We start from the raw sequence: 16,390 nt of genomic DNA, 5'->3' as shown, positions 1-16,390 counted from the left end.
TCAGGTCAGCCGATCGATGGACTGCGCCAGGATCTCCACCCCCAGCTCGCCCTTCACCAGGTACGCATCCGCGCCCGCATCCAGGCCGCGCCGCTTGTCCTCCGGCGACGCGAGCGACGACAGGATGATGACCGGAATGCGCGCCACGGCGGGCGTGCCCTTCAGCCGCCGCGTGAGGGAGAAGCCGTCCAGCTTCGGCATCTGCACGTCGGTGAGGATGAGGTCGTACGTGTTCGTCTGCACCTTCACGTACGCCTCCTCGCCGTCCTGGGCCTCCTCCACGGAGTGGCCCAGCGCCTTGACGAGCGCGCCTTCCGTCGCGCGCGCGATGGGCGAGTCGTCCACCAGGAGCACGCGCAGCCGGCGGCTGGCGGGCGCCTGGGTGACGGGGCGGGCCATGCGGCGCACCTCCGTCATGATGTCCGGCACGTGCAGGAGCACCGCGATGCGCCCGTCCTCCAGCGCCGCCGTGCCCGCGATGAACGGCGCGCCCTTGAGGAACTCGCCGCCGCAGGGCTTCACCGCCACCTCGCGCTCGTCCACGAAGCCGTCCACCACCAGCGCCGCGTAGTCGTCGCCGTGGCGCACCACCACCGCAGGAGGCTTGTCGAAGCGGTTGCCGCCGTTGAGGCCCAGCAGCGGCCCCAGCGCCACGAGCGCCGTGGGCTTGCCCCGGTGCCGCACCGCCAGCGTGCCGAAGACCTCCATGCGGTCATCCGGCTTGATGCGCATGACGGCCACCACGTCCGCGGCGGGCATGCCGTAGACGTCGTCGCCCAGGCGCACCAGCAGCACCTTCATGAGGGCCAGCGACTGGGGCAGGCGCAGCGTGATGGTGGTGCCGCGGCCCTGGCGGCTCTGCACGCCCACGGACCCGCCCAGCGTCTCCACCTTGCGCTTCACCACGTCCATGCCCACGCCGCGGCCGGACAGCTCACTGACCTGTTCGCGCGTGGAGAAGCCGGGGCGGAAGATGAGCTCGATGGCCTCGCGCTCCGACAGCGCGGCGGCCTGCACCGGCGACAGGAGGCGCTTGTTGATGGCCACCTGCTTGAGCCGCTCGGTGTCCATGCCCCGGCCGTCGTCCTCCACCTCGATGTGGAGCATGTCGCCGTCCACGCGCACTCGGATGCGGATGCGGCCCGTGTCGGGCTTGCCCATCTGCTGGCGGAAGTCCGGGGACTCCAGGCCGTGGTCCACGGCGTTGCGCAACAGGTGCACCAGCGCGTCGCGCACGTCGGCCAGCATGGACCGGTCCACGCCGATGTCGGCGTTCTCGATGACCAGGTCCACTTCCTTGTTCTGCGTCTTCGCGATGTCGCGCACCGCGCGAGGGAACGCGTCGAACACGGTGGACAGCGGCACCAGGCGCGCCTCGGCCACGTGGTCCGCCAGCTGGGCCAGGTTGCCGTGCAGCGTGTTGATGCCGTCCCCGTTGCGGCGCACGAAGCGGAACGCGTCGTCGCGCAGCATGTGCAGGTCCGCCTCCGCGCGCTCCAGCTCCGTGCGGATGGCGTCCGGGACGTCCACGTCCTCGGAGATGCGCAGGAAGCGGTCGCCCAGGCGGCTGAAGCGCTCGAAGAGCTGCGCCGTCTCCGTGCTGCGAAGCCGGCCGCGCGCGCTCTCCACCAGCAGGTCGCCGGCGAGCAGGCCCAGCGAGTCCAGCACCTCCACGTTCACGCGGATGCTGCGGTCCGCGATGGAGCTGGCCTTCGCGGCGCTGGGAGCCTCCTCCTCCTTCGCGGCCGGAGCCGGCGCGGCGGCGACAGGCTCCGCCGCACGGGGCGTGGCCGGCGCGGGGACCGGAGCCTGGGCCACGGGGGCCTGCGCCACGACGGGAGGAGCCGCCGGAGCCTGCACCGCGGGCTTGGGCGGCGCGGCGGGCGGAGGCTGCGCGGCGGAAGCGGCGGGCTTGCGCACCGGGCCCAGCGCGGGCACCGGGTGGCCGGACACCTCCGACAGGGCCTTGACCATCTCCTCGGTGGCGGACGTGCCGGTGTGGGCGGCGTCCAGATCCTCGATGAGGTCCGACAGCACGTCGCAGGCACGGAGCATGACGTCCGTGGCCGTCTCGGTGGCCGTCTTGCCTTCGCGCTCGGCGCGCAGGACGTCCTCGGCGGCGTGCGCCAACTGACCGATGGCGGCCAGGCCCAGCATGCGGGCCTCGCCCTTCATCGTGTGCAGTTCGCGCGCGACGTCCTCCGCGGCCTGCTCCGCGGTCTCCTTCTCCAGGTCGATGACTCCCAGCTGGATCTTCTGGAGTCGGTCGGCCGTGACCTCCTGGAACTTCTTCAGGAGGGATTTCTTGAGGGCCTCGGTGTCCATGGGTCGCGGGCGTCAGGGCGCTCTGCGCGCCCCTCGACCCATTTCTCCCCTCAGGAGAACGCCTGCTAGTCGGCCTTGAACCGCTTGATGAGCTCGGCGAGCCGGCCCGCGAGCTGGGTGAGCTCGGCGGCGGCCCCGGTGGCCTGCTTCGACGCCTGCGTCGTCTGGCGCGTCACGTCCTCGATCTCCGCCATGGACGCCACCACCTGCTCGGTGGCCGTGCGCTGCTGCTGGGTCGCCAGGTTGATGACCCGGGCCGCGTCGCTCGTCTCCTGCACGCCGGCGAGGATGCCTTCCACGGCCTGCGCCGCCACCGCGCCCAGCTTCTCGCCGGACTCCGTGGCGTGCTTGGACGCGTCCGCCGCGCCCGCCGCGGCCTGCGTGGCCTCGCGGATCTCCGTGATGAGGTTCTTGATCTCCTTGGTGGACTCCAGGACGTTCTCCGCCAGCCGGCGCATCTCCGCCGCGACGATGGAGAAGCCCTTGCCCGCCTCACCCGCGCGGCTGCCTTCCAGCGCCGCGTTGAGGGCCAAGAGGTCGGAGCGGTCCGCGATCTCGTCAATCACCTCCACCACCGTGCCAATGCGCTCCACGCGCTTGGACAGCTTGGAGATGGAGTCCGCCACCGCGACGCCGTCGCTGCGGATCTGCTGCATGGCCTGGATGAACTCGCCAATGGCGCCACGGCCCGCGCGGGCCGCGCCCAGCGTCTCCTCCGCCACGCGCGCCACGCTGCCCGCGTTCTCCGCGATCTGCGCGGAGGCGTGCTTCAGCTCCTCCATGGTCGCGGTCGTCTCGTGGATGGCCGCGGCCTGCTCGGTGGAGGACGTCTCGTGCTGCGTGGACGCCGCCAGCACCTGGTTGGCGGAGGACGACAGCCGCAGCGCGGCCTCGTTGATCTCCCGCACGAAGATGCGCAGCGTCTCGATGACCTTGCCGAAGCCCTCCAGGAGGGGCCCGAGCTGGGGGTCTTCGGTGGACGTGTTCCAGCGCGACAGGTCGCCTTCACGCACCAGGATGATGAGCGAGTCGAGCGCCTGATCGATCTCCTGGGCCGCCACCTGCTTGCGGTGCTCGGCGGAGGAGAACTGCTCCAGCACCTGGTTGAGCAGGTGGCCGAAGCCGCTGGGGTCCGCCTGCACGCGGTCCGGCGGCACGCGCGCGTTCAGGTTGCCGGACAGCACCGACATCAGCGTGTCGGTGAAGGGCTTGAACGGATCCGCCACCGTGTTGGCGATGACGGACTCCGCGCCGGCCTTCACGCCCGGGGTCTTCCTCGCGCCGCGGGACTTCGCGGGCTTCTCGTTGGGGCTCTCCAGGGACATGTGTGTCAGTGCCTTCCTTGCGTCTTCAAGGTTTCCGCCAAATCAATGAGCAACACGGGACGGCCCGCCTCTTCATCCAGGCAGACGCCCACCGCATATGAAGCCGCCGCCGCGGCGGCCGGCATGCGGCGCAGCCCGGCGAGCGGGATGGAGCGCACCCCGTTGACGGCGTCCACCTTCAGGTGGCCCTCGCCCTCGGGGGTGTCGAACACCAGCGCCCGGTGCCCCTTGTGGGGCAGGCCCAGGTCGCGCACGGTCAGGTCATCCGGGAGCGCGCGGTCGATGCGCAGCACGGACGACGCGTCCGTGCCGTACTCCGAATCACCGATCTGGAAGAAGAGGACGTCCACCTCTCCCACGGCGCGCTCCGCGTCCGCGTCCAGCCCGGAGACCGGCTCATCGCGCAGGACGTTGCCGCTCATCGCACCACCGCGCGCTGACGGGCCGTCTGCAGGAGCTTGGAGAAGTTGAGCAGGTTGAGGCCGTCCGCCGGCCCCGCCCCCTGCACGACGCCCAGCAGGTGCTCCGCGGCCTGATCCCCGCCCAGGGGCGGCGGCAGGATGTCCGCCACGGGGATGCGGCGCAGGCCGAGCACGGTGTCCGCCACCACGCCGGCCACGTAGCTGCCGCTGACGCCCACGAAGATGCGGGTGCGCGGACCGATGCGCGCCTCGCCCTTGCTGAGGAAGCGCAAGAGGTCCACCACCGGCAGCACCTGGCCGCGGTGGCCGGTGACTCCCAGGATGAAGGAGGGCGTGCGCGGCAGCGGCGTGAGCAGCCCGGCGCGCAGCACCTCGAGCACGTTCTCACTGGGGACGCCGAAGCGCAGCTCGCCCACGCGGAAGCAGAAGAATTCCAGCTCCGGCCGGGCCTGGGCGGCCACCGTGCGGTCTGGCGCCATGCGCAAGGCGCGTTGGAGGGGGGAGGAGTTCGGGGTCAAGGCAGTGAAGTATCCAGGACGGGGAGAAAGGGGGTCAAGGGTCCATCGTCCGGACCGGACAGGCCGCCTGCTCTCCGTTTCGATGGTCCAACGTGACCCAAAGGTGTAGGGTTGTGCGCTGGGAGCCCCTGAGGAGGACGATGTCCCGCGTACTGGTCATTGACGACAGCCCCATGCTGCTGGAGCTCACCGTCCGGGCCCTGACGGCCGCCGGCTACGAGGCCAGTGGCGCCCAGGACCTGGCCACGCTCAACCAGAAGCTCACCGAGGGCCCGTTCGCGCTCATCCTCATGGACGTGAACATGCCGGAGATGTTCGGCGACGACGTCGTCGAGTACCTCCGCACCCAGAAGGGCGTCACCGCCAAGCTCGTCCTCTACTCCGACATCTCCGAGCAGGAGCTGGACGCGAAGACGAAGAACTCCGGCGCGGACGCCTACATCCTCAAGAGTGGAGGCCTGGAGGGCGTGCTGGGGGGCGTCATGGGCCTCATCGGCGCCCCGGCGCTGAACATCCCCGCCGCGGTCCCCTCCCCCACCCCGGCCGCGGCCCCCGCCGCGCCCGCTCCCGCCGCGGCCCCGGCCGCCCCGTCCGGAGGACTCCCGAAGGCCCCCATGGCCGCCGGGGGGCGCAAGCCGCGCATCCTCATCGTGGACGACAGTGAGATGACCGCGCGGATCATCGAAGCGGACCTCGTGTCCAAGGGCTTCGAGGTCCACGTCGCGGACACCGCCGACAAGGCCACGAAGATCATCCTCAAGAAGCAGACGCGCCCGGACCTGGTGCTGCTGGACGTGCGCATGCCCAACGTGAACGGCGAGCAGTTCTGCCGCTTCATCAAGAGCAACAGCCTCTTCAAGGGCATCAAGGTGCTGCTGTGCTCCGGTGAGAACGTCGAGGAGCTCCAGCGCATCTGCCGCGAGGCCGGCGCCGACGGCTACATCCCCAAGGACGCCGTGATGGGCAACCTCGTCGCCAAGGAGCTGATGCCCCCTGGCGCCGAGTAGTCGCGCGCCTCGCCGTGGCTCCTACGGAGCCTTGGCCGCCTCGGGCGTCACGGACGCATCGGGCGTCGCCGCCTCCTGGGCCGGGCAGCTCGTCTTGACGGCCCGCTCCTGCAGCTGCCCCTGGACCTCCGCGGACTTCGCCTCGGAGGGCTTCGCCTTCTCCACGAAGCGCTGGTACGCGGCCAGCGCCTCGCAGGGCTTGCCCAGCGCGTCGTAGGCCTTCACCAGCGCGTTGAGGATGGGGCGCTGACCGGGCTGCAGATCGAACGCCTTCTGGAGGTCCGCGGCGGACTCCTCGGTGCGCCCCAGCGCCTCCAGGGAGAGGCCTCGCCACACGTGGTAGCTCGCGTTGTCCGGCTGCGCGGCCACCAGCCCGGTGGCGGCCTTCAGCGCCAGCTCCTTCTCCCCCGCGCGCGCGTTGGCCGTGTACGCCAGCTGGAGCAGCACGAGGTTGGGGCCGCACTTCTCACCGAACGTGTCCGTCACCCGGGTGAGGCCCTTCATGTCGCCGGTGTCCAGCAGCAGCTGTCCCAGCTGCTGCGCCTTCGCCTTGTCGCAAGGCGTCTCCGCCAGGTCCTCGCGCAGCTTGCGCACGAGCGGCTTCTTCAGGCCGTGGTCGAACTCCGGCTCCTCGGGCGCCTTGCTGCTGCACGCGCCGAGGACGGCTCCGGAGGAGAGACAGAGGACGGCGAAACGGAACGCGGAATGGAAGGAGGCGGACATGCCCGGCTCTGTAGCCGCCCCCTCCCGGACGGTCAAACCTCCGGCGCGCCCGCGGCGTTCTCGCGCTCGTCCAGGCCGCGCGCGAAGTTGCCGATGATGAGCCCCGGCCGCGCCGCCTTCAGGCGGTTCAGGAGCGTGCGGATGCCCACTGGCTCGCCGCCCGCGCCCACTCCCCGCGCGACCTCCAGGTACTGGAGCGGGTCGATGCACAGCGAGCGCGTCTGCACCTGATCCACGCGGTACTTGCGCACCAGGTTCTCCAGCGCCCGCACCTCGCCCTCGCGGTCGGTGACGCCGGGGAACAGCAGCAGGTTGAGCGCCAGGTACGCGCCCCGCTCGCGCGCCAGCGCGATGGACGCCTCCACGTCCTCCCAGCCGTACTTCACCGGCTTGTAGTAGGCCTCGTAGAGCCCCTTGGACGCGGAGTTGAGCGACACGCGCACGGCGTCCAGCCCCGCGTCCAGCAGGGCCTTGAGCCCGTGCGTGAGGCTGGCGTTGGTGTTGATGTTGATGGAGCCCCGGTCCGTCTTCGCGCGCATCAGCCGGATGGACTCCGCGATGAACTTCCAGCGCGTGAGCGGCTCGCCCTCGCAGCCCTGGCCGAAGCTCACCATGGTGCGGCCCGGCGCGTGCTCCAGGTGGTACAGGCCGATGGCCGCCATCTCCTCCGCGGAGGGGCCGTCATCCATGCGCTCGTGCGACGCCGGGGGGCCGTCCTCGGGCTGATCCGAGATGCAGCCCACGCAGCGCGCGTTGCACATCACCGACGCGGGGATGGCGCCCTCGTCGCGCGCGTAGAAGATGTTCTGCGACGTGAAGCACCGGTACAGCAGCGCGCACGTCTTCAGCTGTTTGAGCACGCGGCTGTCCGGGAAGCGCTCCATGTGCGCCGTGACGAGCCCCTTCAATTCCGGCGTGGAGTACGACTCCGGCTCCCAGTGCGAGCGCCGGTCGGTGTGGATGGCCCACGCCAGGGGCCCCTTCTCCCCCCACGCCGCCGCCGTGTACGCCCACTGCGGCAGGATGGGCCCGCTGCCCTTCACTTCTCCAGGCAGGAACGTGCGCGTGTAGCCCGGGGGCAGCAGGGCGCCGACGGCGTTGGGCACGAACGTCTTTCCCCCCACCTTCATCTCGCGCACCAGCTCCAACTCGCCGGAGTCCGGGTTGAGCCCCACGGGCAGCCGGCCGGGCAGGTGCACCAGGCGCCCGGCCGCCGGCAGGGCGATGGGCTTGTCCTGCGGGGGCACCAGCTCCTCGCCGCTGCGCAGCGTGGCGATGAGATAGGGATGCTCCATGACCCGGCCCTTGGGGTCCGCGAAGAGCAGTTTCGGCGCGTGCGTCATGCGCTGTTAACTAACACGGGTGGGCCGGCCTGCGTCCAACGCCTCGCGTCATGTGGAGGGATGAATGAGGCCCATCACGCCAGGTCCCCTGGCTCGCCCGTGCGCGCCTTGAAAGCGCTCATGCCCTGGTCTATGGGTCCGCCACGTTTTCCTGGCAGTCCCCCATTCGTCGGAGGCAGTCGTGATCGTCGGAGTCCCCAAGGAGATCAAAACCCGCGAGTACCGTGTCGGCATGGTGCCTGCGGGCGTGCGCGCGCTCACCATGGCGGGGCACACGGTGCTGGTCGAGACGAACGCTGGCGTCGGCTCCGGCATCCCGGATTCGGAGTACCAGCGCGTCGGTGCGCAGATCATCTCCAGCGCGGATGAGGTGTGGAAGCGCTCGGAGATGGTGGTGAAGGTGAAGGAGCCCATCGCGCCGGAGTACGAGCGCATGCAGCCCGGGCAGATCGTCTACACGTACTTCCACCTGGCCGGCGTGGACCCGGAGCTCACCAAGACGCTCATCAAGAAGAAGGTGACCGCGGTCGCCTACGAGACGCTGCAGCTGGATGACGGCAGCCTCCCGCTGCTCAAGCCCATGTCCGAGGTGGCCGGCAAGATGGCCATCCAGGTGGGCGCCGCGTGCCTGGAGAAGGCCCACGGTGGCAAGGGCATCCTCTTGGGCGGCGTGCCCGGCGTGCGCCGCGGCCGCGTGGCCGTCATCGGCGGTGGCGTGGTGGGCCTGTGCGCCGCCAAGGTCGCCGTCGGCATGGGCGCGGAAGTGACCATCCTGGACGTGAACCTGGAGCGCCTCACCTACCTGGACGACGTGTTCCTCGGCCGCGCGCAGACGCTGGCGTCGGACACGGAGTCCATCGCGCGCACCGTGCGCGAGTCGGACCTCGTCATCGGCGGCGTGCTCATCCCCGGCGGCAAGGCGCCGAAGCTGGTGTCGCGTGAGCTGATTGGCGAGATGGAGCCCGGCTCCGTCGTCGTCGACGTCGCGGTGGACCAGGGCGGCTGCATCGAGACCTGCAAGCCCACCACGCACGACAACCCGACCTTCACCGTGAGCGACGTCGTTCACTACTGCGTGGCGAACATGCCCGGCGCGGTGCCGCAGACGTCCACGTTCGCGCTCACCAACACCACCCGCCCGTACTCGCGGAAGATCGCGGACCTGGGCCTGGTGGAGGCCGTGAAGTCCGACCGCGCCCTCCAGCGTGCCATCAACACCTACAACGGCCACATCACCTACGAGGCCGTCGCCAAGGACATGGGGTACGACTACGTGCCCCTGATGGACGCACTCAGCGGCAAGAAGTGACGTAACGGCCGCACGCTCCACAGCCGGCCAGCCGTGTGCTGGCCGGTTGCCTGGATGGGACCTTGGTACGGGTGTCCCATCCGGTTCCCACCCTGAGGAATAAATGATCCCGCCGGGCGTCTCCGCACTCCAGAAGCGGGCATGCGGGCGGCGCGGCAGGGGAAAGCGTTGTTGACCCGTCTGTTCCGGTGCATAGATTGACCGTTAGGCAGGCGACGCATTCCCCAATCATTTCGGGCCCCTGGAAGGCGGGAGCATGATGCTGGACTTCAGGCAACCCAACCGGACGAAGCAGGAATTCGAAGAGCTGGCGCTCGCGCACCTGGACCCGCTGTATTCAGCGGCGCTCCGGTTGACCAAGAACGAGCGCGACGCCGAGGACCTGGTGCAGGACACCTGCATGCGGGCCTACCGCTTCTTCGACAAGTTCGAGCGCGGGACCAACATCAAGGCCTGGCTCTTCAAGATCCTCACGAACACCTTCATCAACCGCTATCGCCGCAAGGTGAAGGAGCGCACGGTGGTGGAGGGCGTGGAGCGCGAGGCGGTGCATGAGCGCTTCGTGAGCCGGGACGCGACGGACTTCGCGGCCAACCCGGAGCAGTACTTCTTCGACCGGCTGCTGTCGGACGACGTGCTGCGCGCCATCGACTCGCTGCCCATCGACTTCCGGCTGGTGGTCATCCTCGCGGACCTCCAGGAGTTCTCCTACAAGGAGATCGCGGAGATCCTCGAGTGCCCCGTGGGCACCGTGATGAGCCGCCTGTTCCGCGGCCGCAAGCTCCTGCAGAAGACGCTGCGCGAGTACGCCGAGGGCCAGGGGGTCTTCCGTCATGACGGAGACCCGGTGCAGGCGCCGGCGGACCTGGAAGAGTACCGGCGCCGGAAGAAGGCAGGCTAGAAAGAGGTTGGAGGGGCGTCGTCTTCCCTCCGCCCCGCCACATCGAGCGCCCATGACCTGCCAGGAACTCGAGCGGTTGCTGTATCCGTACCTCGACGGCGAATTCCAGCCCGAGGAACGCCACGACGTGGAGTCGCATCTCGAAGGCTGCGAGGCGTGTGTCGCGCGCGTGGACGAAGAGATGCAGCTCCGCCAGACGCTGCGTCGCGCGGCGAAGCACTCCATCTCCGCGCAGGGCACGCGTGCACCGGCGTCGCTGCGCGCGGGCATCCAGTCCGGGCTGCACCGCGAGCACCGCCGCGCGCAGGTGAGCCAGTGGCTGCGCGCCGGGGCCATGGCCCTGGTGGTGGTGACGGTGAGCGGCGGCTGGATGATGTACCAGTCCGGCCAGGCGCAGAAGGCCACCATCCTGGAGGCCGTGCAGCGCCACACGCGCCAGCGGCCCCTGGAGTTCGTCGCGGGCACGCCGGAGCAGATTGAGGCGTGGTTCAACGACAAGGTGGAGCACCGCATCACCCTGCCCCGCCTGCAGCAGGCCCGGCCCGTGGGCGCGCGCTTCTCCACGCTCAACGGCCAGGAAGTCGTCTATGTCAGCTACGAGACCCAGCCTCGCGTCACCAACGAGCCCAAGCGCAACATCGGCGTGTTCGTGTATCCGGCGACGGGCCAGCGGGTGATCAAGGACGAGGGCCCCACGGTGGAGAACGTCGCCGTGGACTCGAGCCAAGCGTACAACGTCGTGACGTGGCGTGATCAGGACGTCACCTACGAGCTGGTGACGGACCTGGATGACGCCGCCATCCTGCAGATGCTGAAGGACCAGGAGCACCGCTCGAACGGCCTCGTGCGCCCCGCGCAGATGAAGCCCGCGGTGAGCGTGCAGCCGGTCTCGCTACAGCCCTGAAGTCCTCGCCTCGGCGAGGGCTTGCGTGGTCGCCTGCTCAACTGAATACCGGGCGTTGCGCCCGGTGTGAAGATTGACGGTCCCAGGCATGGCCGATAGCCTCGACGGCGTCTTCACTCTCGCGCGCCGCCGCTGCTGTTCCTCGCGGCGTCACACCGCGCGCCGCACCCCCAGGATGGCCGTCCCTTCATGTCCAAGCGAATCCTGATCGTCGAAAGCGACGCCACCCTCGCCACCACCCTGCAGCAGGCCCTGGAGGCGCGGGGCTTCTCCGCGCAGACGACGGGCGACGGCAAGGGCAGCGTGGAGCTGATCCGCCGTGAGCGTCCGGACCTCGTGGTGCTCGCGGTGGACCTGTCCGCGGGACAGAACGGCTACCTCATCTGCGGCAAGCTGAAGAAGGACGACGAGCTGAAGACGGTGCCCATCGTCATCATCGGCAGCCCGGACGGCTTCGCGGCGCACAGCAAGCTGAAGGCGCGCGCGGACGAGTACGTGGCCAAGCCCGTGGACAGCAACGTCCTCATCGAGCGCGTGGGCGGCGTCATCGGCTTCCCGGAGCCGCCCGCGAGCAACGAGGTGGTGGACGAGAGCCTCACGCTGGACTCGCTGGGTGACGAGCCCGCGGCGGACTTCGGCGAGGAGATCGCCGTCGACACGGGCGAGGAGCCCGCGGTGCCCGGGGAAGACCTGGACATGCTCGACGACGCGTTCAGCGACCTGTCCGAGCCCGTGACGGGCACGCCCGAGGAGGAGCCCGTGGTGGCGCCTCCGGAGGAGACGGAGTCGCCGTCCGGCCTGGAGGAGATCTCCGCGCTGGACTCGCTGGGCCCGGACAACGACGACTCGCTCGACGTGCTGGGCGGCCTGGACGACGAGCCCGAGGAGAAGACCGTCGTCGGCTTCATGCCGCCGGCGGATCCGGAGCCTGTCGCCGCCCCCACCCCGCCGCCCGCGCGAGCGGCCGCCGCGCCCCTGCGCGCGGTGCCCCCGCCCGCCGCGGCCCGCCCCGCCGCCGTCGCCGCTCCGGTGACGCCCGCGGCCTCCGGCCCGTCCGCCGCGGACCTGGCGGAGCTGCGCAACCTGCGCGCGAAGGTGGCGGAGCTGCAGAGCGCGCTGGAGGACTCGCGCGGCCAGGCGACGCAGGCCGAAGAGCGCGTGCAGTCGCTGGAGTCCGAGCTCCAGGCGAAGGCGACGGAGCTGGAGGCGTCCCGCTCCACCGCCGGCAAGAGCGACAAGGACACCTTCGCGCTGCGTGACACCGTCAACAAGCGCGACAAGGAGATCCTCCGCCTCAAGTCGGAGCTGAACCAGAAGGACCAGGAGATCATCGAGCTGAAGGATCAGCACCTGGAGCTGGAGCAGAAGGCCTCCACCTCCGAGGAGGAGCTGAACCGCCGCGACGCGCAGATCAAGACCCTCACCTCGCGCACGGAGCAGCTCACCACGGAGCGCAAGCGCGTGGATCAGCAGCTGGCCACCGCGAAGGAGGAGGCGCGCGGCGCCACCGCGAAGCTGGGCACGTTGCAGGAGGAGCTGGATCAGCAGCAGGCCCAGGTCCAGGCGCTCCAGGGCGAGGCGGACTCGCTGCGCGCCCAGGTGGCCCAGCAGGACGCGGACCTCCAGGCGGCGCGCGAGGAGGCCGAGGGGCTGCGCGCGCAGGTGGAGTCCGCGCAGGGCGAGCTGGAAGGCCTGCGCGGCGAGCTGGAAGGGCTGCGCGGCCAGCTGGAGCAGGCCCAGGCGGACCTCTCCAACCAGAGCGCCCAGGCCGCGACGGAAGCGGACGGGCTGCGCGCGCGCATCACCGAGCTGGAGCAGGCGGCGGTGCGCAACGAGGAGCGCGTGACGAAGCTCTACGCGCGCATCAAGGGCGACGAGAAGCTGCGCGAGAAGACGAAGAAGGCGCTCGCCATCGCGCAGCAGCTGCTGGACGAGCCGGGCACCGCCGTGGGCGACGACGCCGACGAGGAAGCCGCGGCCTGAAGCAGCACCCGGGGGAAGGCGCGGGACACCGCCCTCCCCCACTCCAGCCCCTGCGTTACTTCCCGGCCTCCTTCTTGGGGGCCGTTTTCTTTTCATGCAGCTTCTTGGCGAAGGACTGCACGGCGGCGGGCACGTTCTTGTCGCGGGACAGGTCCTTCAACTCCGCGTCGCGCAGCGTGTTGAGGAACTTCATGGTGACGGTGAGCGGCACCTTGGGGTTCTTCACCAGCGCGAGCTTCACCTTCTGCATCTTCGTCCACTCGCGGTTGTTGTAGATGACGCGCAGCACGTCCTCGTTGATGGCGCGGTTGGCGGCGCACGCGAGCACCTCGCCGTCGGTGATGCGGGGGCTGCGGATGACGGCCACGCAGACGAGCTTGTTGGTGTCGCGGATGAGGGCGGAGCGGGCCTCCTTGTTGCCCAGCGTGCCCAGCTTGATCTTCTCCGCGATGGACATCTTCATGATGCGCTGGGCGAGCGTCATCCGCTTGCCCTCCTCCATGGGGGCGGCGTCCTCGGACTGCGCCTCCGTGCCCAGCTCCTGGAGCACCTCCTCCGCGGTGGGGCCGGGGTCCGGCGGCGCCGCGGCGGCCTGCGGGCCGTAGATGCGCACACGGGCGGCCTGCATCGCGGGCACGTCCGCCAGCACCAGGCCGCTGCGCACCGCGAAGTCGCAGACGCTGTCCACGAGCGACACGGGGACGCCGGGGTTGGCGCACAGGTTGCGGATGATGTCCTCGTTGCGCAGCAGGCGCAGCTGGTTCTGGGAGATGATCTCCGCCACCTTCGGGCTGCACGAGGACGCCACGCCGGCCACGGCGTCGTCCGGCGTCTCCGAGTTGAGGACCAGCATCTCCGCGTAGGCTTCCTTGTCCTTGAGCAGGCCCAGGAAGTAACCCAGCACGGGCGGCTGCACGCCCTCGTCGCGCAGCGCGGAGCCGAGGATGCGCTCCGGCAGCGCCGCGCTCGTCTTGGCGGCCGTCTCGCGCACGTTCGCGTCGGGGTCGAACGTGAGCATGAAGAGCGCGCCCAGCATGTCCGCCGGGTTGAGCGGCACCAGCGACTTGGCCGCCATCATCCGCAGGGGCACGGGGGCGTTGGGGTCCACGTGCTTGCGCAGGTTGGGCGGCAGGAACTCAGCGTTGAAGGGGCAGCCCGGGGGCGGGGCCGGAATGCTGGGGTCGGCGGCGGCGGTGCTCATGACGCGTGATTCCTTCCGTAGATGATGCGCAGCCCCTCCAGGGTGAGGAACTCGTCCACCTCCTGGATGGCCTTCGATTCACTGGCCACCAGCGGGGCCAGGCCCCCGGTGGCCACCACTTTCGCGGAGAAGCCCATCTCCGCCTCCATGCGCTCGCACATGCCGTCCACCATGCTCACGTAGCCGTGGACCAGCCCGGACTGCATGGAGTGCACGGTGTTGCGGCCCACGACATGCGGCGGCCGGGCGAACTCGACACGGGGCAACTTGGAGGCGTTCTGGAACAGGGCCTCCATGGAGATGTTGATGCCGGGGCAGATGGCGCCGCCCAGGTACTCGCCCTTGGGCGTCACCGCGTCCAGCGTCGTCGCGGTGCCGAAGTCCACCACGATGAGGCCTCGGTGGTGCTTCTCGTAGGCGGCCACCGCGTTGACGATGCGGTCCGCGCCCACCTCGCGCGGGTTGTCGTAGAGGATGGGCATGCCCGTCTTCACGCCCGGGCCCACGAACATGGGGCGCGTCTTGAAGTAGCGCTCGCTCATCTTCTCCAGGATGAACTGGAGCGGCGGCACCACGCTGGACACGGCCACGGCCTTCACCTGGTTCGCGTCGATGCCGCTCCAGGAGAAGAGCTGGCGCACGACGATGCCGTACTCGTCCGCGCTCCTGCGGGCGCTCGTCTCCAAACGCCAGTGGTCCAGCAGCCGCCGGCCCTCGTACACGCCCAGGACGGTGTTGGTGTTGCCGACGTCGATGGCCAGGAGCATCGCTTGCGCACTCTAGCGCTGGGGACGCAGCTGCTCCACGTCCCCCGCCAGCACGCGCTCCACGCGGCCGTCCGCCATGCGGACCAGGAGGGCGCCCGTGGGGTCGATGTCCTCCGCGAACCCCTCCCAGTCCCCCCGGTCCGTCCGCACCCGGACGGGCACCCCCAGGGTGCTGGAGAGCGCCTTCCACCGGGTGCGCACCGCGTCGAAGCCGGTGGCCAGGTACGTGTCCAGCCAGGTCTCCAGCCGGGTCCACAGGGCCGCGGCGAAGGGCGCGCGGAGCACGGGCCGCCCCAGCGCCAGGGCGAGCGACGTGGCCGTGCCGCGCAGCTCCTCGGGGAAGTGCTCCTCGCCCGAGTTGAGGTTCACGCCCACGCCCACGATGACGAAGTGCACGCGCTCGGGTTCGGCGGACAGCTCCGTGAGGATGCCAGCCACCTTCCGGCCGGCGAGCTGCACGTCGTTGGGCCACTTGATGGCGGCGTCGGCGCCCGCCTCGCGCAGCGTCTCCGCCAGGGCCACGGCGGCCACCAGGGTCAGCTCCGGCGCGCGCTGCGGGGGCAATTCCGGGCGCAGGATGGCGGAGAAGTACAGGTTCAGGTTCGGCGGCGAGCTCCAGGCCCGGCCCCGGCGCCCCTTCCCCGCCGTCTGCTGCTCGGCCACCACGACCGTGCCGTGCGCGGCGCCGTCCTGGGCCAGCCGGAAGGCCGCCGCGTTGGTGGAGCCGATGGTGTCGTGGTGGTGCAGCACGCGGCCCACCGCGCGCGTGGCGAGCAGCGGGTGGACCTCCAGCGTGGAGAGCCGGTCCGGCCGGCTCACCAGCCGGTAGCCCTTCGCGGGCACGGCTTCAATGCGGTAGCCCTTCAGGCGCAGGGCCTCCACGTGCTTCCACACCGCCGTGCGCGACAGGCCCAGCCGGGTGGACAGCGCCTCGCCGGAGACGAAGCCCTCCCCGCCATCCGCGAGGAAGTTCAGGATGCGCGCGTCCTGCGTGAGCTCGGTCGTCTCCACGAGGCGGGCCGCTTCAGTCCTGCGCGGGCGCGGCGGGCGTCTTCGCGGCGCCGGCGCCCTCCGCCTTGTAGGAGATGAGCTCCAGCTCCGTCTGCGGCACGCGCTTGCCCTCGTGCTCCGTGGCCACGTCCACGCGGACCAGGCCCACGCCCGCGGCGAAGGTCATCGTGTTGACGAGCGTCGTCTGCGCGTCGACCTTGTTGCGGCCCTCCACGCTCACGCAGTTGGGGAACGAGCCCGCGGGCACCTTGCAGGTGAAGCCCACCTGCACCAGCTGGTAGCGCTCCGTGGAGGACACGGACACGACGTTGTTCCAGCCGCGTCCGGCCTCCAGCGGGCCGCGCAAGAGGTAGCGCTTGGGGTCGCGCAGGCCGAAGCCGTCCACCTTGAGCTGGCCGCCCTGGTTGTCCACGAAGAACCCGTCCTGCTCCTTGACGATCTCCACCGTGACGGGCTTGTCGTCGCGTCCGTCAATCCGGTACGTCCACGCGTTGCCCACGGCCAGCGGGTAGTACTGGGCGATGGACTCGGGCGAGGGGCGCGCGTCCGCTTCGACGCGCTTCGCGCAGCCGGAGCCCACCAGCGTGGAGGCCAGGAGGGCCAGGCCCCCCACCATCGACAGCGATTGCTTCAGGGACGACTGCTTCATGC

15 protein-coding genes are annotated in these 16,390 nt (G+C 70.3%); 5 read left to right on the top strand and 10 right to left on the bottom strand.

Annotated features, from left to right (window positions below; translation table 11 throughout):
* From NR792_RS06365 to NR792_RS06350, 4 genes are all read right to left on the bottom strand, one after another.
* Positions 1-2,325 (bottom strand): hybrid sensor histidine kinase/response regulator, encoded by a 2,325-nt coding sequence (locus tag NR792_RS06365; RefSeq protein WP_375759171.1) that lies wholly within the window; start codon positions 2,323-2,325, stop codon positions 1-3.
* 65 nt (positions 2,326-2,390) lie between these two features.
* Entirely contained in the window at positions 2,391-3,650 is a 1,260-nt protein-coding gene (locus tag NR792_RS06360) for a methyl-accepting chemotaxis protein (protein WP_375759170.1), read from the bottom strand.
* A 5-nt stretch (positions 3,651-3,655) separates the two neighbouring features.
* On the bottom strand, positions 3,656-4,072 hold the full coding sequence (locus tag NR792_RS06355) for a Frizzy aggregation protein FrzB (RefSeq protein WP_375759169.1): 417 nt from the start codon (positions 4,070-4,072) through the stop codon (positions 3,656-3,658).
* On the bottom strand, positions 4,069-4,551 hold the full coding sequence (locus NR792_RS06350; RefSeq protein ID WP_375759168.1) for a chemotaxis protein CheW: 483 nt from the start codon (positions 4,549-4,551) through the stop codon (positions 4,069-4,071). The genes NR792_RS06355 and NR792_RS06350 overlap by 4 nt, the downstream gene beginning before the upstream one ends.
* Before the next feature lie 179 nt (positions 4,552-4,730).
* Between NR792_RS06350 and NR792_RS06345 the strand changes: the two genes are divergently transcribed.
* Complete coding sequence (locus NR792_RS06345) at positions 4,731-5,597, top strand: response regulator (protein ID WP_375759167.1); 867 nt, start codon at positions 4,731-4,733, stop codon at positions 5,595-5,597.
* Between the two features lie 21 nt (positions 5,598-5,618).
* On the opposite strand, the gene NR792_RS06340 is transcribed toward NR792_RS06345, so the two are convergent.
* Together NR792_RS06340 and NR792_RS06335 are read right to left on the bottom strand one after the other, a co-directional pair.
* Positions 5,619-6,320 carry a tetratricopeptide repeat protein gene (locus NR792_RS06340; protein WP_375759166.1) on the bottom strand — a complete coding sequence of 234 codons (702 nt, stop codon included), beginning with the start codon at positions 6,318-6,320 and terminating at the stop codon, positions 5,619-5,621.
* 32 nt (positions 6,321-6,352) lie between these two features.
* Positions 6,353-7,663, bottom strand: a complete 1,311-nt coding sequence (locus NR792_RS06335) for a radical SAM protein (protein WP_375759165.1) — start codon at positions 7,661-7,663, stop codon at positions 6,353-6,355.
* Positions 7,664-7,844: 181 nt separating this feature from the next.
* On the opposite strand from NR792_RS06335, the gene ald reads away from it, so the two are divergent.
* From ald to NR792_RS06315, 4 genes are all read left to right on the top strand, one after another.
* Complete coding sequence (gene ald, locus NR792_RS06330; protein WP_375759164.1) at positions 7,845-8,972, top strand: alanine dehydrogenase; 1,128 nt, start codon at positions 7,845-7,847, stop codon at positions 8,970-8,972.
* Between the two features lie 259 nt (positions 8,973-9,231).
* Complete coding sequence (locus NR792_RS06325) at positions 9,232-9,873, top strand: sigma-70 family RNA polymerase sigma factor (protein ID WP_207056851.1); 642 nt, start codon at positions 9,232-9,234, stop codon at positions 9,871-9,873.
* Positions 9,874-9,925: 52 nt separating this feature from the next.
* Entirely contained in the window at positions 9,926-10,777 is an 852-nt protein-coding gene (locus NR792_RS06320) for an anti-sigma factor family protein (protein WP_375759163.1), read from the top strand.
* A gap of 189 nt (positions 10,778-10,966) precedes the next feature.
* Positions 10,967-12,760, top strand: a complete 1,794-nt coding sequence (locus NR792_RS06315) for a response regulator (RefSeq protein ID WP_375759162.1) — start codon at positions 10,967-10,969, stop codon at positions 12,758-12,760.
* A 55-nt stretch (positions 12,761-12,815) separates the two neighbouring features.
* On the opposite strand, the gene NR792_RS06310 is transcribed toward NR792_RS06315, so the two are convergent.
* From NR792_RS06310 to NR792_RS06295, 4 genes are read right to left on the bottom strand one after another with little or no spacing between them, the layout of a single operon-like run.
* Positions 12,816-13,961 carry a hypothetical protein gene (locus NR792_RS06310; protein WP_375759161.1) on the bottom strand — a complete coding sequence of 382 codons (1,146 nt, stop codon included), beginning with the start codon at positions 13,959-13,961 and terminating at the stop codon, positions 12,816-12,818.
* On the bottom strand, positions 13,958-14,728 hold the full coding sequence (locus NR792_RS06305; protein ID WP_375759160.1) for a type III pantothenate kinase: 771 nt from the start codon (positions 14,726-14,728) through the stop codon (positions 13,958-13,960). The genes NR792_RS06310 and NR792_RS06305 overlap by 4 nt, the downstream gene beginning before the upstream one ends.
* A gap of 12 nt (positions 14,729-14,740) precedes the next feature.
* Positions 14,741-15,739, bottom strand: coding sequence for a biotin--[acetyl-CoA-carboxylase] ligase (locus tag NR792_RS06300; RefSeq protein WP_375759159.1), 999 nt, complete (start codon positions 15,737-15,739; stop codon positions 14,741-14,743).
* Between the two features lie 13 nt (positions 15,740-15,752).
* Complete coding sequence (locus tag NR792_RS06295) at positions 15,753-16,388, bottom strand: hypothetical protein (protein ID WP_375759158.1); 636 nt, start codon at positions 16,386-16,388, stop codon at positions 15,753-15,755.
* Positions 16,389-16,390: the final 2 nt, after the last annotated feature.

The sequence above is a fragment of the Corallococcus exercitus genome, from assembly GCF_042231735.1.
Taxonomy (GTDB): Bacteria; Myxococcota; Myxococcia; order Myxococcales; family Myxococcaceae; genus Corallococcus; species Corallococcus exercitus_B.
This window is presented reverse-complemented; position numbering and strand designations above follow the sequence as displayed.